Origin of the sequence: Actinomyces sp. (genome assembly GCF_030530635.1) — a bacterium.
Taxonomy (GTDB): domain Bacteria; phylum Actinomycetota; class Actinomycetes; order Actinomycetales; family Actinomycetaceae; genus Actinomyces.
The window spans coordinates 1-16172 of sequence record NZ_JAUMUL010000075.1; the positions used below are offsets into that span (position 1 = coordinate 1).

Consider the following 16172-nt stretch of genomic DNA (forward strand, 5'->3'; position numbering starts at 1 on the left):
CCTGGGCCGGGGTGATGCGCCCGGGCAGGGCCTGGTGGCCTCGCTCGGTGTTGTACAGGTGGTCGAAGGCGTCTACCTGGGCTTGTAGCTCTTCGATGGTGTGGGCCAGGGGCTGAGCGTCCAGGTAGCGGAACAGGGTCTGGTGGAAGCGCTCGTTGTTGCCCTGGGTGGTGGGCTTGTACGGCTTGCCGGTGATCGCCTGGGTCCCGACAGTCCTGACGTGTTCTACCAGCGCGCCCTGCATGCCCCGCCGGGTGGGGTTCAGGGCAGCCCCGTTGTCGGTCAGCAGCCGCTGGGGTACCCCGTAGCGGGCGACGGCCCGGTCGAAAACCGCGATAGCCGCCTGGCTGGTCTCGGCGGCGGCGACCAGGGACGCCACCGCCAAGCGCGAGTGATCGTCGATGAGCCGGGGAGATCACGCACTTGCGCCCTCCGACGAGCACGTACTCGGTGGCGCCCCGTCTGCCAGCAGGCGTTCGGAGCCGGGTAGACAAACCGCCTCCACGCAGACCTAGGCCGCTTGTGCAGCTCGCGTCTTGCCACGCCCCGTTGGCCGAAGATGCGCGACAGCGCTGCAGGCGAGGGCGCGTCCAGTCCCATTGCCACCATCTTGTCATGAACCGATACCGGCCCATGGTCCAGGCCGGAAGACGCCATTGAAGCGCGCACCGCCACCGCCTGGTCCTTGATGTCCTGGCCCAAGGCGGTAGGGCTAGACCCCGGACGCCTGGACAGCGGCTCGAGGACAGCGGCCCGCCCCAGCTCAACGGCCCTGCGGCGCAGCTTGTAGAAGGTGTTGCGGCTGATGGCGTGCTCGGCGCAAAACGAGGTCACCGCACCACGCGGGGCGTCGTCGGGCCACTGAGCAATCGCAAGTCTGATACGCGGGTCAACAGGATCATTACTCACCGGCCCATCACAGCCGAACTGTCACCACCAACAACCCCCGAACCGTCACCGATGTCCTGAGACATAACACCGGCCGAATACTACCTCATCCGCCCCAAACCCTCCACATTCGGGAGGGTTTCGGGCTGAAAAGGACGTGTTCGCCGATCCCGGGACGTTTTCGGGTAGATGAGGTCGTCTTGGCCGAACCCGGGACGTTCTCGGGCCGACGAGGACGTTCTCGAGCTCGTGGCCGTTGGCAGTTGACGACTCGTTGGAATCACCTGGATCAAGCAGTTCCCGGGTCACGGTGGCGGCCATCGACGGCGCCGGCCGGTGGTTCCGCTGAGTCCAGCACTTCTGATGCCGCGCCCCAGGCGCTCCCAGGCGCGAACCTGGCGTTCCCGACTGGCTAACCCGTGTTGTTGGTGTCCTGCCTGCAGGTAGCGCGGTGCTTGATGAGGTGCTGACGCAGAGAGGTAAGAGCAGCGACGAGTACCGGGAGATCGCGCCGGGCGGTTGCGGCCACGATCGTGGGATCAACCTCCAGGTAGCCATGCGCAATGCGATTGCGCATCCCCCTGAGAACGTGCCAGTTGCCCTTGCTGGCCTCGTCTCGAATATGGGGCGGGAGTGAGCCGAATGCTTCGATGCCTGCTGCCAGTCGAAGCGATATCGCATCGAGCGTCAATCGGGTCTGTGAGGTCGCGCTGTGCGTAGGACTGGGCGATCTCAAGGTGGTGGAGAGCTTAGTCAATGAACTCAAGCGGTGTCCGGCTTGTTTGGGGTCATAGGGGAACCGCCTCTTGTAGGACCCGATCGCGCATATATGGGGCTATGGCGGAGTCAGGGACGACGTCAACCCCGGTTCCTAGGATGCCTTCAAGACGTGCTTCAAGCTGTGCCAGTTCCATGAGGGTCATGACTCGATCCATGTGGAAAAGCAGGTCGATGTCTGAGCCTTCATGTTCTGCGCCGCTGGCAACGGATCCGAAGGCTCTTACGCGGGATCCACCTGCCTCTTCGATGCAGTTGATGACCTCCGTGCGGTGTTCGCGTAACCGACGAGCAAGCGGGGTTGTGCCGTGAAAGCGGAGGAGGCGCGACGCCTCGGGTTGAGAACGACCGATTTGGGTGGCAATTTCGGTTTGCGTCATGCCCGCGCGGTGGGCGGCACGTACTGCAGAGACGAGACGTGCGCGAGCCTCGCGTACGGTTTCGTCGGTTTTCCGGGCGATTGTTGCGAACTCGGATGCATGAGAAGGCGCCGACATCACTAGAGTACAGCAATTCTTATATGAGAAGGTAAGCCGAATACCTGTGGCCTGTTCGCGCCCGCGCGGCGCTTGGTGAGGCGTCAGTCCTCGGAGCGCAGCCTGGTGCGCAGGTCATCCCAGTAGGCCAGACGCTCGCGGATGCGCCGCTCATGGCCGTGGTCGGTGGGCTCGTACAGGCGCTCGCGCTGCTCACGGGGCGGGAGACCTTCGGGCATGTAGTCGGCGCCGGAGAAACCCTCCGGGGTGTCCGGGTCGTACTGGTAGCCCTCGCCGTATCCGAGTTCCTTCATCAGCCGGGTCGGTGCGTTCAGGATGTGCGCCGGCGGCATGAGCGAGCCGGTTTGCCGCGCCAGCTTCATCGCCCGACCCAGGGCCCGGTAGACGCTGATCGACTTCGGCGCCGTCGCCAGGTAGACGACCGCCTGGGCGATGGCCAGTTCCCCCTCCGGAGAGCCCAGCCGTTCGTAGGTGTCCCACGCGGCCAGGGTCATTTGCAACGCGCCGGGATCGGCCATGCCGACGTCCTCGGAGGCAAAGCGCACCAGCCGCCGCGCAATGTATAGCGGGTCCTCTCCACCGGCGAGCATGCGTGCCAGCCAGTACAGGGCGGCGTCCGGGTCGGAGCCGCGCATGGATTTGTGGAGTGCGGAGATGAGGTTGTAGTGTTCCTCGGAGGACTTGTCATACAGGGGCGCCCGGGAGGCGACGACGGCGGTCAGCGCCGCTTCGTCCAGCTCGACCGGACCGGTGGAGGCGGCAGTCGTGGGTCCCGCGGAGGCATGGTCGGATTGTGCGCTCGCTCGGCCCTGGGAGTCGGCGTAACCGACGACCTGCTCAACCATGCCCAGCAGGTAGCGACCATCGCCGTCGGCCATGGCCAGCAGCGCGCGACGGGCGCCTTCGGTCAGCGGCAGTCGCCGACCGAGCAGCGCCTCGGCGCGGGCAAGGAGTTCTGCCAGGGCGTCGTCGTCGAGACGGTGCAGCACCAGTACCTGACAGCGGGACAGCAGGGCCCCGTTGAGCTCGAAGCTGGGGTTCTCGGTGGTGGCGCCCACGAGCACCACGGTGCCGTCCTCCACATACGGCAGGAAGGAGTCCTGCTGGGCGCGGTTGAAGCGGTGGATCTCGTCGACGAACAGCAGCGTGCCCTGGCCGACCTCACGGCGGTGCGCGGCGGCGGCGAAGACCTTGCGCAGGTCGGCCACGCCGGAGAAGGTGGCCGATACCTGCTCGAACACCAGGCCGGTGCGGTCTGCCAGCAGACGGGCGATCGTCGTCTTCCCGCACCCGGGTGGGCCCCACAGGATGATCGAGGTCAGGCGTCCGGCGCCGACCATCCGCCCCAGCGGGGCGTCCGCGGCCAGCAGGTGGGCCTGGCCGACGACGTCGCCGAGTGCGCGCGGCCGCAGCCGGTCCGCCAGCGGGCGAGTGGGGTCGGCGACGATCGGGCCGCCGGCGTCGGCCACGGCGTCGAAGAGCGAGGGCGCGTCCTGCGGGGTCATGGCACCAGGCTACGGGTTGGCCGTGACGACGTGGACGCGTGACTACTGCGGCGGTTGTGCCGCCCAGGCCGTGATTGCCGCCCAGGCGGTGGTTCTGCCCTTGCCCGGTTCACGGGTGTAAGGGATCGATCCAGGGTGCGGGCTCGGACAAGGTGGCACGGAATGCAGCACTTTAGGGGCCTGCCCGGAAGCGAGCGCTCGGTGGTTCGGCGGAATCAGGCCGTTTCTGGCGTTGTCGTGCACGTGGTGGGTGTGAAAGTGCTGCAGCTGGTGACAGGTGCGGGCCTGCGGGTGGGTGGCGGTGAGGGAAGGGGCTTGCCTCCCGTCAGAAAATAGCTATCATATTGCTATAGCCGCTGCGGGTGTCGGGAGGGGTTCGCCTCCGCCGCTGCGGCCAGAACCGGAGGTCATCATGTCCGCGGCGCTCCACGCCCCCATCGCCCAGCAGGAGTCCGGCGTCGTCAAGGGACGAGTCGACATTGCGGAGCGTCCCGCCGCCAGTTCTGGATCCGGTGCGGCGTTCCTGGTGCTGCTCCTGCTGTTGGGGATGCTCGGCCTGTCCGTCGCCGTTTTCATCTCCGGCGCCATCGCCGCGGATCAGGGTGAACCGGGTGGGGTGCTGCGCCTGGTCGTAGGTGCGGTGGGCCTGGCCATACCGCTGCTGTTGTTCACTTCCTTCGCCATCGTCTCTCCCGGACAGACCAGCGTGCGTCAGTTCTTCGGCCGCTACATCGGCACCGTGCGCCGCACCGGACTGGTCCTGGTGCCGCCGCTGACATACGGCAAGAAGGTGTCCATCAAGGTCCACAACTTCGAGACCAACGAGATCAAGGTCAACGACCTCGACGGCAACCCCGTGGAGATTGCGGCCATTGTTGTCTGGCAGGTGGCCGACACGGCGCGCGCGGTCTTCGCCGTTGAGGAGTACGAGGCCTTCATCAAGGCACAGGCGGAGTCGGCGCTGCGGCACGTGGCCACCACCCACCCCTACGACGAGCCCGGCCCCGGCGAGACCTCCCTGCGTGGCGGCACCGATCTGGTCTCCGCCGAGCTGGCCGAGGAGGTGGCCGCGCGTGTGGCGATCGCCGGGCTGGAGATCATCGAGGTGCGTATCTCCTCCCTCGCTTACGCTCCGGAGATCGCCCAGGCGATGCTGCAGCGGCAGCAGGCCGGGGCTGTCATTGCCGCCCGCGAGCAGATCGTGGAGGGTGCGGTCACCATGGTGGACCAGGCCCTAAAGCGCCTGGAGGCCGACGACATCGTCTCCATGGACGACGAGCGCCGTGCCCAGATGGTCTCCAACCTGCTGGTGGTGCTCTGCTCCGACCAGCGCACGCAGCCAGTCGTCAACGCCGGCTCACTGTACGCCTGAGGTCGGTCGGCTCGGTGACGGAGGGCGCCGATGACGGGCGGTAAGCGCAAGCAGGTCCTGCTGCGGCTCGATCCGGCGGTCCACGCGGCCATCGCCAAGTGGGCCGCCGACGACCTGCGCTCGGTCAATGCGCAGATCGAGATCATCCTGCGTCGCGCGCTCGACGACGCCGGCCGGGGCGTAAGGGCCGCCCCCATGCGGGGGAGGGGGCGGCCCCGGAAGGACGCCGATGCCGACGGCGCCGGACGCGCCAGCGGCGAGGACAGCGGTGCCGGTGGGAGTGGTACCGGGGGTTGATGGCGCGAGTGGCGTGAATTCGGCCGGCGGCGGGAGCGGCGTCGGCTAAGTCGGGCAGCGGCGCGGTGGTCACGGCGTATGAGCGCTCCTAGTCGGCTCGGGACGACTGTGTTGGGAAGGTGCCATTGACGCGGTGATGCGGTGATGAGGTGATGCGCATGATGTTGTCATGCGCACAACGCTGGATATCGATGAGGGTGTTCTCGCAGTGGCGCGGGAAAGGGCACGCCGGGAGGGCATCTCCCTAGGCCGGGCCGTGTCGGACTATGCGCTGCGCGGGATTCGCGGCAACGGGGCCGAACCGGGATCTCGCGGGGTTCCGGTCTTTTCGCCTCCGAGCGGGCAGTCGGTTCACACCGTGACTTTGGACCTCGTTGAGAGATACCGCGATGGTGACGCGTGACCGGCTCCCACGCCTACTCGATGTCAACGTGATGCTCGCTCTTTCCCTCACTAATCATGCGCATCACGTGGTGGCCAGCAATTGGTTTGAAGGCGTGGGGTCTTGGGCTACGTGTCCGTTCACCGAGGCCGCGTACTGTCGGCTCCTGTTGAACCCACGAGTCACCGGATTCGAGATCGGCGTTCCGGAGGTACTGAGCGGGTTGCGTACATTTTGTACGGTCAAGTGGCACGAGTTCATAGAGGACTTGGCCTCGTTGGCTGAGCCCCTCATCCAGCTCGAACGAATGGTCGGGCATCGTTGGGTCACCGACTTCCACCTCGTGGACCTGGCGGCGCGCTCCGGAGCTGTGCTCGCCACACTCGACGCGCGTATCCCAATGGCTCTCGCGAAGGAGGACCGCCGCTTCGTGGAGGTCATCCCAGTCGACTGACGTGACGTAGTCCGGATGCGTGGCCTGAGTGCTGCTACATCCTCAAACCCGAAGAGCCACCCGACCGTCCTGCAAATTGACTAGCAGGACGTCGCCGGGTTCCCGCTGCGGACTACATACGAGCCACCCGTTGCGCGGTGTCGTAGAAACATCGATCCCGTCGAGTGCCAGGCGCTGGGTGGACCAAGCGACACCGGCCGAAGCTATCGCCACAATGTTCAGGTCGGTGATGAGCAGTAGCAGCGGCGGATCATGAAACGCTCGGGCAGCGACGACGCAGCGGCGGGCCTCGCGAACCTCCACGAATGATCCCGGATCGCGCACATCCCCCAGAAACGGTATTCCCCTGGCAACAATGCACGCCATCCACCGGTTAGGAGTGGGGAACGCCCCGCTCAGGGCCCTAATCCCCGGCGTGGGGGAGCGAACGCCGAGAGTGTATGGGGCATGACCCTGCCCGGCTGCGTCACCTGGTTCCACCAGATACGTCTCCATATAGGAACCGAATTCCCTGCCTAGCTCGTAGTCGGGTGGTCCTCCGGGTGGCAGGTCGATGCCGCGAAGACGGAACCTGGAAGAGAAGCCGTGATAGTCCATTGGTATTCAGTGCCCGCCGCTTCGAGCCAAGTGCTCCGCCAAGTAGCGTCCCGTGATCGAAGCCGGATCGGCGGCCAGCTGCTCCGGGGTGCCGGCGGCGACCACGCGGCCGCCCGCCTCGCCGCCGCCCGGGCCCATGTCGATGACCCAGTCGGCGTTGGCGATCATGTCCAGGTCGTGCTCGATGACCACCACGCTTGCGCCCCGCTCCACCAGCCGGTCCAGCACGCCCAGCAGCACACGCACGTCCAGCGGGTGCAGGCCGATGCTCGGCTCGTCGAGCACGAACACCGTGCCGTGCTGGTCGCGGCCCAGGTCGGCCGAGAGCTTCAACCGCTGCGCCTCGCCACCGGACAGGGCCGTCGTCGTCTCCCCGAGCGTCAGGTAGCCCAGACCCAGCTCCGACAGCAGGCGCAGGTGACGGCGCACCTTGGGCAGGTCGGCGCAGGCCCGTTCGGCCTGGTCCACCGTCAGCGCCAGTAGCTCCGGCAGGGACAGCCCCGCGGCACCCCGGCCGCCGTCGCCCCCGTCGGTCTGGCCATCGCCCCCGTCGGCCTGCCGGTTGCCCGCCGCCCGGGCGCCTGCGGCCCCACCGCCCGGCACTCGGCGGATTTCACGCGCCGCCTCGCCGTAGCGGGAGCCGCCGCACTGGGGGCAGACGATGTCGACGTCGGGCAGGAACTGCACATCCAGGACGATCTGGCCGGTCCCGTCACAGTGATCGCAGCGCAGCGAGCCGGTGTTGTAGGAGAAGTCACCGGCCTTCAACCCCGCCTGGCACGCGGCCGGGGTACGCGCGTACACGCGCCGCAGCTCGTCCATGACCCCGGAGTAGGTGGCCACGGTTGAGCGGACATTCGTGCCGATGGGGGAGGCGTCGACGACGACCACTCGCTGTGTCTGCCCGGTCTGGATGGAGGTGGCCGGGGCGGGCAGGGGGACGTCGTCGGCGAGCGCGCGCACCGCCGGCACCAGCGACTCCAGCACCAGGGTGGTCTTGCCGGAACCGGACACGCCGGTCACGGCGGTGAGCCGCTGCTCGGGGATGGCGACGTCGAGGGCGCGGACAGTATGGATCGGTGCGGTCTCCAGGTGGATGGCGCCGTGGGTGAAGGCCGCTTCGGCCTCGGCCCGCTCGCGGCAGACGACCTCCGCCCGGCCGGTGATGAACGGGGCGATGCGGCTGGCCGGGTGGGTAACCGCCTGCTCCACCGGTGCGTTGACCACGATCTCGCCGCCCGCCTGCCCCGAGCCCGGACCGATCTCCAGCAGCCAGTCGGCCTCGCGCAGCAGGGCGACGTCGTGATCCACCACCAGCACCGAGTTGCCGTCCGCCAGCAGGTCCCGCACCACGCCGGTCAGGCCGTCCAGGTTGGCCGGGTGCAGGCCGATGCTCGGCTCGTCGAGTACGTAGAGCACCCCGGTGGTGCGGTTGCGTACGGCCCGGGCCAGCTGGACGCGCTGCCGCTCCCCGGTGGACAGGGTGGAGGAGGCCCGGTCCAGGCTCAGGTAGTCCAGGCCCAGATCCAGTAGGCGGCGGGCGGTGACGGTCAGCTCGTCGACGATCTGCCGGGCCATGGCCACCAGCTCCTGCGGCATGGTGTCCGGGATGCCGGCCGCCCACTGCACCAGGTCGCCGAGCGGGAGGCGGCACGCCTCGTCCAGGCCGATGCCGCGCACCTTCGTGGAGCGCACCGCCGCGGACAGGCGGGAGCCGCCGCAGTCCGGGCAGACGGCCTCGTGCAGGAACTTCTCCACCCGCTTCATACCGCGCTCGTCCTTCACCTTGGACAGCGCGTTCTCCACGGTGTGAACCGCGCTGTAGTAGGTGAAGTCCATCTCCGCGGCGACGCCGGTCTTGTCATTGACGTAGAGGATGTGCTTCTTCTCGGCGGGGCCGTGGAACACGATCTTCCGCTCCTGCTCCGTCAGCTCGCGAAAGGGGACATCCGTGCGCACGCCCATCTCGCGGGCCACGTCCTTCATGAGTGACCACATCAGGTTCTGCCAGGGGGCGACGGCGCCCTCGGCGATGGTCAGCGACTCGTCGGGCACCAGGCTCGCCTCATCCACGGTGCGCACGACGCCCGTGCCCTCGCAGCGGGGGCAGGCACCCTCGGAGTTGAAGGCCATCATCTCGGCGCCCGGACCGTAGAACTCCACCCCACAGGTGGCGCAGGTGGTGGGGACCTCGAGGGCGACGTCGGTGCTGGGCGCATTGGGGTGGCCGTTGGGGCAGCAGTGCGAACCCAGGCGCGAGTAGGCCAGGCGCAGCGAGTTGAGCACCTCGGTGGAGGTGCCGAAGGTGGAGCGCACCCCGGGTACGGGTGGACGCTGGTGCAGGGCCAGGGCGGCGGGGACGTGGAGGACCTCGTCGACGTCGGGGCGGGCCGCCTGCGTCAGGCGTCGGCGCGTGTAGGTGGACAGCGACTCCAGGTAGCGGCGGGCGCCCTCCGCGTAGAGCACCCCCAGTGCCAGGGAGGACTTGCCCGACCCGGACACGCCCGCCACCGTCACCAGTTTCCCCAGCGGCACCTCGACGTCGAGGTTCTTGAGGTTGTGCACGCGGGCGCCGCGCACGCTGACGGTGCTCGGGCTGGACGGGGCAGTGCTGGCGGGTACGGCGCTGGCGGGCGCGGTGGCAGGCATGGGGTCAGGCTACGTCGAGGCGCCGACACAAACACGCCGCAGCGTAATAGCATTCCTGCTATACACTTTGAGCATGAGGCGCTTCAACATTGATGCGGCGCCCGAACTCATCCATGCCGCACGACGTGACGCGGGGTTGACGCAGACCCAGTTGGCTGAACGTGCTGGCCTGCGGCAGCCGAGTCTGGCCCAGATGGAGTCGGGCAGGCGTTCCGTCTCCGACGAAATGCTGGAACGCGTCCTGCGTGCGGCCGACTACCGTCCGTCCATTCCGCTCGCCGCACACGCCGATGAGATCAGCGCCAGTGCCAGGGCTCACGGCTTCGCGAATCCGCGGGTGTTCGGTTCAGCGCTGCGCGGTGAGGACACCTTCGACTCCGATATTGATCTGCTGGTCACGCCCGCCCCAGGCACCGACCTGTTCGATCTGGCCCTTTTCGCCGCCGAGGTTAAGGAGCTCACGGGATTCCCGGTCGAGGCGGTGGCTGATACCTCGGTGCCCGATGCCCTCAAGAGCGCCGTCCGAGAGGCGGTGCCGCTGTGAACAACGCCGTCAGTCGATGAATGATGACCTGTTCTGGGCGGTGACACAGAGGGTGCCGGAGATCCTGGACCGACTGATCGAGGAGTTCGGCAGGGCCTGAGGACCGCTGACGGGCAAACGGCTCGTGGGGCGCCGCCCCCGCTCGAGCCAGAGCTGGCCGCCGCCGTCCGAGACGGCTGCGGGGCGGGCCAGAATGGGAATGATTAATGTCGGAGGCCGCGCCTATCCTGGCCCCGATGCCGCCCACACTGCCCGCTGCCTTCGCTCCCGCCACGCGCGCCTGGTTCGACGCCGCCTTCCCCACCGGGCCGACGCCGGTGCAGCGGCGCGCCTGGGAGGCGATCGGCCGCGGCGAGAACGCCCTGGTCATTGCTCCCACCGGCTCGGGTAAGACCCTGGCGGCCTTCCTGTCCGCCATCGACCACCTCTCCCGTCCCGTGGCGCAGGTGGCCCGGGGCGGTGAGCCCGCCCCTGTCGGTGTCGCCCCGGCCGGCGCTGCACCGGCCGATCGCCGCCGCACTCTGCAGCCGCGCGGGCGCGGGGCGCGGGTCCTATACATCTCCCCGCTCAAGGCCCTCGGCGCCGATGTGGAGCGCAACCTGCGCCGTCCCCTGGCCGGCATCACCGCGGCCGCCGCGGAACTGGGCGTACCCGCGGCACCGATCGCCGTCGGCATGCGCACGGGAGACACCACCCCCGCCGAGCGGCGCCGCCTGCGCACCAGCCCGCCGGACATCCTCATCACCACCCCCGAGTCGCTGTACCTGATGCTCACCAGCGCGGTGCGCGAGACGCTGCGCACCGTGGAGACCGTGATCGTCGACGAGATCCACTCCTTTGCCGGCCAGAAGCGCGGCACCCACCTGGCTCTGTCACTGGAGCGGCTGGACGACCTGTTGCCCCGCCCCGCTCAACGCATCGGCCTGTCTGCGACGGTCCGCCCGCCCGAGGAGATCGCCCGCTTCCTGGGCGGCCCCCACCCGGTCCGCATCATCGCCGACGACGCCGCCCACGCCACTCCCGATGTGACCGTCGCCGTGCCCGTGACGGACATGGCCCGCGTCCCGGCCACGCTCGACCGCCACGAGCGCGCCATGCGGGGTGCGCACGGCCGTGGAGGCCCTGACGGAAGGACGGGAATCGGCCGTGGCCCAGGCGGAGGGGTGCGGGCCGAGTCGGGCGCCCCGGCCCGCATGACGGCCTCCATCTGGCCGCATATCGAGCACGCCCTGCTGCAGCAGGTCCTCACCCACCGCACCACGCTGATCTTCGTCAACTCCCGGGGCGTGTGCGAGCGCCTGACCGCGCACCTGAACGAGGCCTACGCCGCCCACCTGGCCGAACTAGGTGCCGCGTCCGCCCCAGCGGCCGCTCGGGCCGGAGACCAGACCGCCGCGGCGGGCCCGGTCGACCCGCCACCCAGCATCCCCGAACCCGTCCGCCACCACGAGTCCTGGGAGATGGGCGCCTCCCAGCACACCCAGCCCCTGCCCGCCGACGCCCCGGTGATCGCCAAGGCCCACCACGGCTCGGTGTCCAAGGAGCAGCGCCGCCTGGTCGAGGAGGAGCTCAAGTCGGGCGAGCTGCGCTGCGTGGTGGCCACCGCCTCCCTGGAACTCGGCATCGACATGGGCTCCATCGACCTGGTCCTCCAGGTGGCGCCCCCACCGTCGGTCGCCGCCGGATTGCAGCGCGTGGGCCGGGCCGAGCACCGCGTCGGCGGGCGGCCCCGCGGGGTCATCTACCCGATAGAACGCACCCAGCTCGTGGACGCCGTCGTCGCGGCCGAAGGCATGCGCAACGGCAGCATTGAACACACCGCGCTGGTGTCCAACGCGCTGGACGTGCTCGCCCAGCAGACGGTGGCCGCCGTCGCCGTCGAGGACCGCACCGTCGACGACTGGTACGCCACCGTCACCCGCGCCGCCCCGTACCGGGACCTGCCCCGCACCGCCTTCGACTCCGTGCTGGAACTGCTCGCCGGCGGCTACGCCTCCGCCGACTTGAGCGACTTCTCCCCACGGATCATCTGGGACCGGTCCACCGGCGCGCTCGCCGCCCGCCCCAATGCGCAGCGCCTGGCCGTCGCCGCCTCCGGCACCATCCCCGACCGCGGCATGTTCCCGGTGATGCTGCCCGAGGGCGACGCCGCCGCCGGCCGCCGCCGTGTGGGGGAGTTGGATGAGGAGATGGTCAACGAGTCCAGCGTCGGGGAGGTGATCACCCTGGGTACCGCCTCCTGGCGCATCCGCGAGATCGGGGCGGACCGCGTCGTCGTCGACCCCGCCCCCGGCCGCAGCGCCCGGCTGCCCTTCTGGCGCGGGGAGGGGACTGGCCGCCCGGCCGCCACCGGTGCCGCCAAGGGCGCCTTCCTGCGGCAGGCGGCCGCGGCCCTGGGCGACGGCGGCTTCGGGGACCCGCCCCAGCCGGAGCTGACCGACCGCCTGCACCGCGCCGGCATGGACGCCGGCGCGCAGGCCAACCTGGTGGCGCTGCTGCGCGAGCAGCGGGCGGCGACCGGCGTCGTCCCCTCCGACGTTGATCTGGTGCTGGAGCGGTGCCGGGACGAGGCCGACAACTGGAGGCTGATCCTGCACAGCCCACTCGGTCGCCGCGTGCACGAGCCCTGGGCCATGGCAATCAAAGAGCGGGCCCGCCGCATGCTGGGGATCGACCCGCAGATCGTCACCGCCGACGACGGCATGGTGCTGCTCACGCCGCCCAGTGAGCGCCCGCCGGGCGCGGAGCTGTTCACCTTCGACCCCGCCGAGCTCGAACAACTGGTGCGCACCCGGGTCGACCAGACCGCCGTGTTCGCCGCCCGCTTCCGCGAGTGCGCCGCCCGCGCCCTGCTCATTCCCTCCGCGCGCCCCGGCCGCCGCACCCCGCTGTGGCTGCAGCGGCTGAAGGCCGGTCAGCTCCAGGAGGCCTCCCGGCAGTTCGCGCGCTTCCCGGTGCTGGTGGAGGCGGCCCGCGAATGCCTGCAGGACGTGTGGGATCTGCCCGCCCTGCGCGCCCTCATGGAGCGGGTGACCGCCGGGGACGCGCGCGTGGTCGAGGCGGTCACGCAGGTGCCCTCGCCCTTTGCCGGGCCGCTGCTGTTCGGCTACACCAGCACCTTCCTGTACCAGTACGACCTCCCGCACGCCGAGCGCCGCGCCCAGCTGCTGTCCCTGGATCCCGACGCCGTGGCCGAGCTCGTGGGCGACGGCGGCATCGCCGACCTGCTGGATAAGGATGTCATGGCGCAGGTCGAATCTGAGCTGCAGCACCTGGCGCCTGGGCGGCGAGCGCGGGCCGACGCCGAGGGGCTGGCCGACCTGCTGCGTGAACTTGGCCCGCTGTCGGTGGGGGAGTTGGCCGCTCGCTGCCGGGGCGACGACGCCGCCGGCATAAGCGCCGGGCTCACGGAACTGGAACGGGCGCGGCGCGCCTTCCCCGTGCGCGTGGGCGGACGCGAGTGCTGGGCGCGCGCGGAGGACGCGGCCGCCCTGCGCGACGCTCTCGGGGCCCAGGTGCCCGACTGGGCGGTGCGGCCCGTTGCCGACGCGCCCCGTGGGCCGCTGGCCGACCTGGTGCTGCGCCACGCCCGCACCCACGCTGAGGTGACCGCCGAGGCGGTGGCCGGGGCCTTCGGCTTGGGCGCGTCCGTGGCCGCGGACGCGCTGAAGGTGCTGGCCGATGAGGGCGCGCTCATGCGTCTGAGCGGCGGCGCGCAGGTCCGCTGGATGGCACCCGAGGTGTTCACCCGGGTACGCAACCGCTCCCTGGCCAGGGCGCGGGCCGCCGTCGAGCCGGTGCCGCCCGCGGCCCTGCAGTGGCTCGTGCTGGAGCGCGCCGGTATCACTGCGCGTGTGGAGGAGGCGGATGCCGTATCAGCGGCGGCGGGTTCGCCGGGAGCGCAGGGTTCGCCCGGAGCGCCTGGCGCCGGCAGCGGCAGTGGCGCGTTCGGCGTCGGCGTCGCGCCCGGACTCGGCGTGGAGGCGCTCGCGGAGGTCATCGCCGCCCTGGAAGGCGTGTGGCTGCCCGCCGGGCTCTGGGAATCCGTGGTTTTCCCGGCGCGCGTGGCCGACTACCGCCCTGCCATGCTCGACGACCTCATCGGCTCCGGGGAGGTGATCTGGGTCTGCCGGATACCGGGCGGGGTCACGGTGGGCGAGATCGCCTTCTTCCCCTCCGACTCGCCGCTGGCGCCCGTCGCCGGAGCGCCCGTCGGTGCGGGCGAGTACGACGCGGAGGAACAGTGGGCGCTGGCGGGCTCCGGGCAGCTGACCGCCGACTCCTTCGCACCGGTGCGGGCACTCCTCCGGCCGCGGCCATTGGCCGCGCCGCCGCGGCGTGTTCGCAGTCGCCGCACCCGCCGCTACGGCGGCTACCGCACGGGTTATCTCACCGGACGCACCCGCCCGGCCGGATCTGCCGGGGCGGCGCAATCGACGTCGTCCGCGTCGGGGCCGCTGCCGCCCCCGGACGCTCTACGGCCCTCATCTGCCTTGACGGCCGGTGGGCTCTCCGCCGGCGACAGCCAGACCGCGGCCCACAACCCGGCGCTCGCCGCCGCGCTTGCGACCGCCTCCTGGCGCCGGCTCACTCCGCAGCAGGTTACGGCCGAGGAGCAGGCCGTGGCCGACGTCGAGTCCCTGCTCGACCGCTACGGCGTCGTCAGCCGGGACGTGGCGCTTGCCGCCGGTATCCCGGGTGGCATCACCCCGCTGCTGCCGGTGCTGCGACGCATGGAGGACACCGGCGTCGTGCTGCGCGGCGCCTTCGTCGCCGGGCTCGGGCCGAGTCAGTTCGCCGGCCGGGAGACCGTCGACCGGTTGCGTGCCCTGGCTGGGCGGGACGGCGGGGCCGACGGCGCGGCCGCGGGCACGCCAACCGCCGCACGGGTCACGCCGTCGGACGAGCCCGCGGCCGGGTGGGCGCCGGAGCAGTCGTCCGCCTCCCGTCCCGAATCGGTGGTGGTGCTGGATCTGAAGGACCCCGCTTGCCTCATGGGCGGCGTCGTCCCCTGGCCCGAGCCGGCGCTGCCGCCCGACTTGGCCGCGCGGGCCGCGGATGCCGTAGGCGCCTCAGAGGCGGGCGAGTTGCCGCGCCCGGCGGCGCGGCAGGGCACGCGCGTCGTCCTGATCGGCGGGCGGCCGGTGCTGTATGCCGCCGAACGGCTGCGCGCCCTCACCTGCTACACCACGATCCGGGCGGAACTGGAACGGGCGCTGGCCGCCGTCGTCGCCGCCGAGACTCGCGCCGCGCTGCGGGAGACCCCGCGTACCGGCAAGCGCGTGGTGGAGGCCCTCAACGGCGTCTCCGCCCTGGACCCGGTGGTTGGCGACCTGCTGGCGACGGCCGGGCTGGTGCGTGACCCGCGCGGTATGCGTGTGCGCATCGATCCCTACCGGAGCTGAGCCGTGCCCGACCCGCACTCGTTGACCGGGACCCTGTTCGACTCGCCCGTCCCGCCGGGAACCAGTTGGCCGGAGGACCCCGCTGACGCCAACACCCCCGTGGCCCGCCACCCTGCCGAGGTGCGGCGCCTGGCCGTCGACGCGGACCCCGCCGACATGCTCGATGCCATCCTGGCCGCCGCCAAGGAGGCGGCCGGCCTGTAGCGGCTGCGGGCGTGCGCCGACGCCGGAGAACTCACTACTGCGCCACTTCGCCGTTGGGTACGCCGGTTAGGGGTTTGCTGTACACCTCAGAGGCCTTCAGTAGACCCCGAAGTGGCGTAGCAGACCCCGAACAGGCGTGGTAGACGGCGCCGGTCCGGGGGGAGAGAGAATGACTCGATGCGACTCCCTGATCCTCGTTTGGAGGCGGCGACCGATGATTGAGACGAGTGCCGACGCCCTCCACCATCCGAAGGTGGTTGCCGCTACGGAGGAGAACCTTCGACGCGCGGCCCGGGTGGTGTTGGCCGGGGGCGTTATCGTGGCACCCTCGGACACGAATCTGGCGCTGACGCTCGACGCCTGGAGGGTTATTCATGGGGGCACCACCGGGGGTGTCATGAGCACGCGTTGGCGCCACAGACACGCGTTTTGGACATATGCATGTGTTAAACACCTGCAAACCTCCAAAAACACGTGCACTCGAACCGAACTCGTGTCTGCGAGACCAACACGTGTACTCGGGCCGAAGTCGTGTGCTCGGGCCCCTGGGGCGGGGCCGCCGCGTCGACGGGCATGAGGCCGACGGGGCTGACACTTCGAA

At 70.1% G+C, this 16172-nt stretch carries 11 protein-coding genes and 1 pseudogene; 6 read left to right on the plus strand and 6 right to left on the minus strand.

Annotated features, from left to right (window positions below; all coding sequences use genetic code 11):
• The 4 genes and pseudogenes from Q4A20_RS13345 to Q4A20_RS13360 all read right to left on the minus strand — a co-directional run.
• A pseudogene (locus Q4A20_RS13345) lies at positions 1-834 on the minus strand (DDE-type integrase/transposase/recombinase); the annotation flags it as partial.
• A 466-nt stretch (positions 835-1300) separates the two neighbouring features.
• A complete protein-coding gene (locus Q4A20_RS13350) occupies positions 1301-1654 on the minus strand; it encodes a DUF86 domain-containing protein (protein ID WP_368502484.1) in 354 nt (117 codons plus the stop codon).
• A 22-nt stretch (positions 1655-1676) separates the two neighbouring features.
• Positions 1677-2045 (minus strand): nucleotidyltransferase family protein, encoded by a 369-nt coding sequence (locus Q4A20_RS13355; RefSeq protein ID WP_303123694.1) that lies wholly within the window; start codon positions 2043-2045, stop codon positions 1677-1679.
• 200 nt (positions 2046-2245) lie between these two features.
• Positions 2246-3667, minus strand: coding sequence for a replication-associated recombination protein A (locus tag Q4A20_RS13360; protein WP_303123695.1), 1422 nt, complete (start codon positions 3665-3667; stop codon positions 2246-2248).
• Between the two features lie 412 nt (positions 3668-4079).
• Between Q4A20_RS13360 and Q4A20_RS13365 the strand changes: the two genes are divergently transcribed.
• From Q4A20_RS13365 to Q4A20_RS13375, 3 genes are all read left to right on the plus strand, one after another.
• Positions 4080-5039: an SPFH domain-containing protein gene (locus tag Q4A20_RS13365; RefSeq protein ID WP_303123696.1), complete on the plus strand. Its 960-nt coding sequence runs from the start codon at positions 4080-4082 to the stop codon at positions 5037-5039.
• Between the two features lie 30 nt (positions 5040-5069).
• Positions 5070-5336, plus strand: a complete 267-nt coding sequence (locus tag Q4A20_RS13370; protein WP_303123697.1) for a hypothetical protein — start codon at positions 5070-5072, stop codon at positions 5334-5336.
• A 551-nt stretch (positions 5337-5887) separates the two neighbouring features.
• On the plus strand, positions 5888-6172 hold the full coding sequence (locus tag Q4A20_RS13375; protein ID WP_303123699.1) for a hypothetical protein: 285 nt from the start codon (positions 5888-5890) through the stop codon (positions 6170-6172).
• A gap of 42 nt (positions 6173-6214) precedes the next feature.
• On the opposite strand, the gene Q4A20_RS13380 is transcribed toward Q4A20_RS13375, so the two are convergent.
• A complete protein-coding gene (locus Q4A20_RS13380) occupies positions 6215-6538 on the minus strand; it encodes a hypothetical protein (protein ID WP_303123701.1) in 324 nt (107 codons plus the stop codon).
• Positions 6539-6775: 237 nt separating this feature from the next.
• Positions 6776-9418, minus strand: a complete 2643-nt coding sequence (locus Q4A20_RS13385; RefSeq protein ID WP_303123703.1) for an excinuclease ABC subunit UvrA — start codon at positions 9416-9418, stop codon at positions 6776-6778.
• Between the two features lie 73 nt (positions 9419-9491).
• Here Q4A20_RS13385 and Q4A20_RS13390 point away from each other — a divergent pair, with 73 nt between their 5' ends.
• The 3 genes from Q4A20_RS13390 (at position 9492) to Q4A20_RS13400 (ending at position 15571) form a co-directional block, all read left to right on the plus strand.
• Positions 9492-9962: a helix-turn-helix domain-containing protein gene (locus tag Q4A20_RS13390; RefSeq protein ID WP_303123705.1), complete on the plus strand. Its 471-nt coding sequence runs from the start codon at positions 9492-9494 to the stop codon at positions 9960-9962.
• Between the two features lie 236 nt (positions 9963-10198).
• On the plus strand, positions 10199-15367 hold the full coding sequence (locus Q4A20_RS13395; RefSeq protein WP_303123706.1) for a DEAD/DEAH box helicase: 5169 nt from the start codon (positions 10199-10201) through the stop codon (positions 15365-15367).
• A 3-nt stretch (positions 15368-15370) separates the two neighbouring features.
• The gene (locus Q4A20_RS13400; protein WP_368502485.1) at positions 15371-15571 is read left to right on the plus strand and encodes a hypothetical protein; all 201 of its coding nucleotides are present in this window, start codon (positions 15371-15373) and stop codon (positions 15569-15571) included.
• Positions 15572-16172 lie beyond the last annotated feature (601 nt).

Bases quoted from the DNA above. Each gene is read 5' to 3' on its own strand.
- Q4A20_RS13355 (WP_303123694.1), bottom strand. From the start codon at position 2,045: ATGACGCAAACCGAAATTGCCACCCAAATCGGTCGTTCTCAACCCGAG.
- Q4A20_RS13360 (WP_303123695.1), bottom strand. From the start codon at position 3,667: ATGACCCCGCAGGACGCGCCCTCGCTCTTCGACGCCGTGGCCGACGCC.
- Q4A20_RS13365 (WP_303123696.1), top strand. From the start codon at position 4,080: ATGTCCGCGGCGCTCCACGCCCCCATCGCCCAGCAGGAGTCCGGCGTC.
- Q4A20_RS13370 (WP_303123697.1), top strand. From the start codon at position 5,070: ATGACGGGCGGTAAGCGCAAGCAGGTCCTGCTGCGGCTCGATCCGGCG.
- Q4A20_RS13380 (WP_303123701.1), bottom strand. From the start codon at position 6,538: ATGGCGTGCATTGTTGCCAGGGGAATACCGTTTCTGGGGGATGTGCGC.
- Q4A20_RS13385 (WP_303123703.1), bottom strand. From the start codon at position 9,418: ATGCCTGCCACCGCGCCCGCCAGCGCCGTACCCGCCAGCACTGCCCCG.
- Q4A20_RS13390 (WP_303123705.1), top strand. From the start codon at position 9,492: ATGAGGCGCTTCAACATTGATGCGGCGCCCGAACTCATCCATGCCGCA.
- Q4A20_RS13395 (WP_303123706.1), top strand. From the start codon at position 10,199: ATGCCGCCCACACTGCCCGCTGCCTTCGCTCCCGCCACGCGCGCCTGG.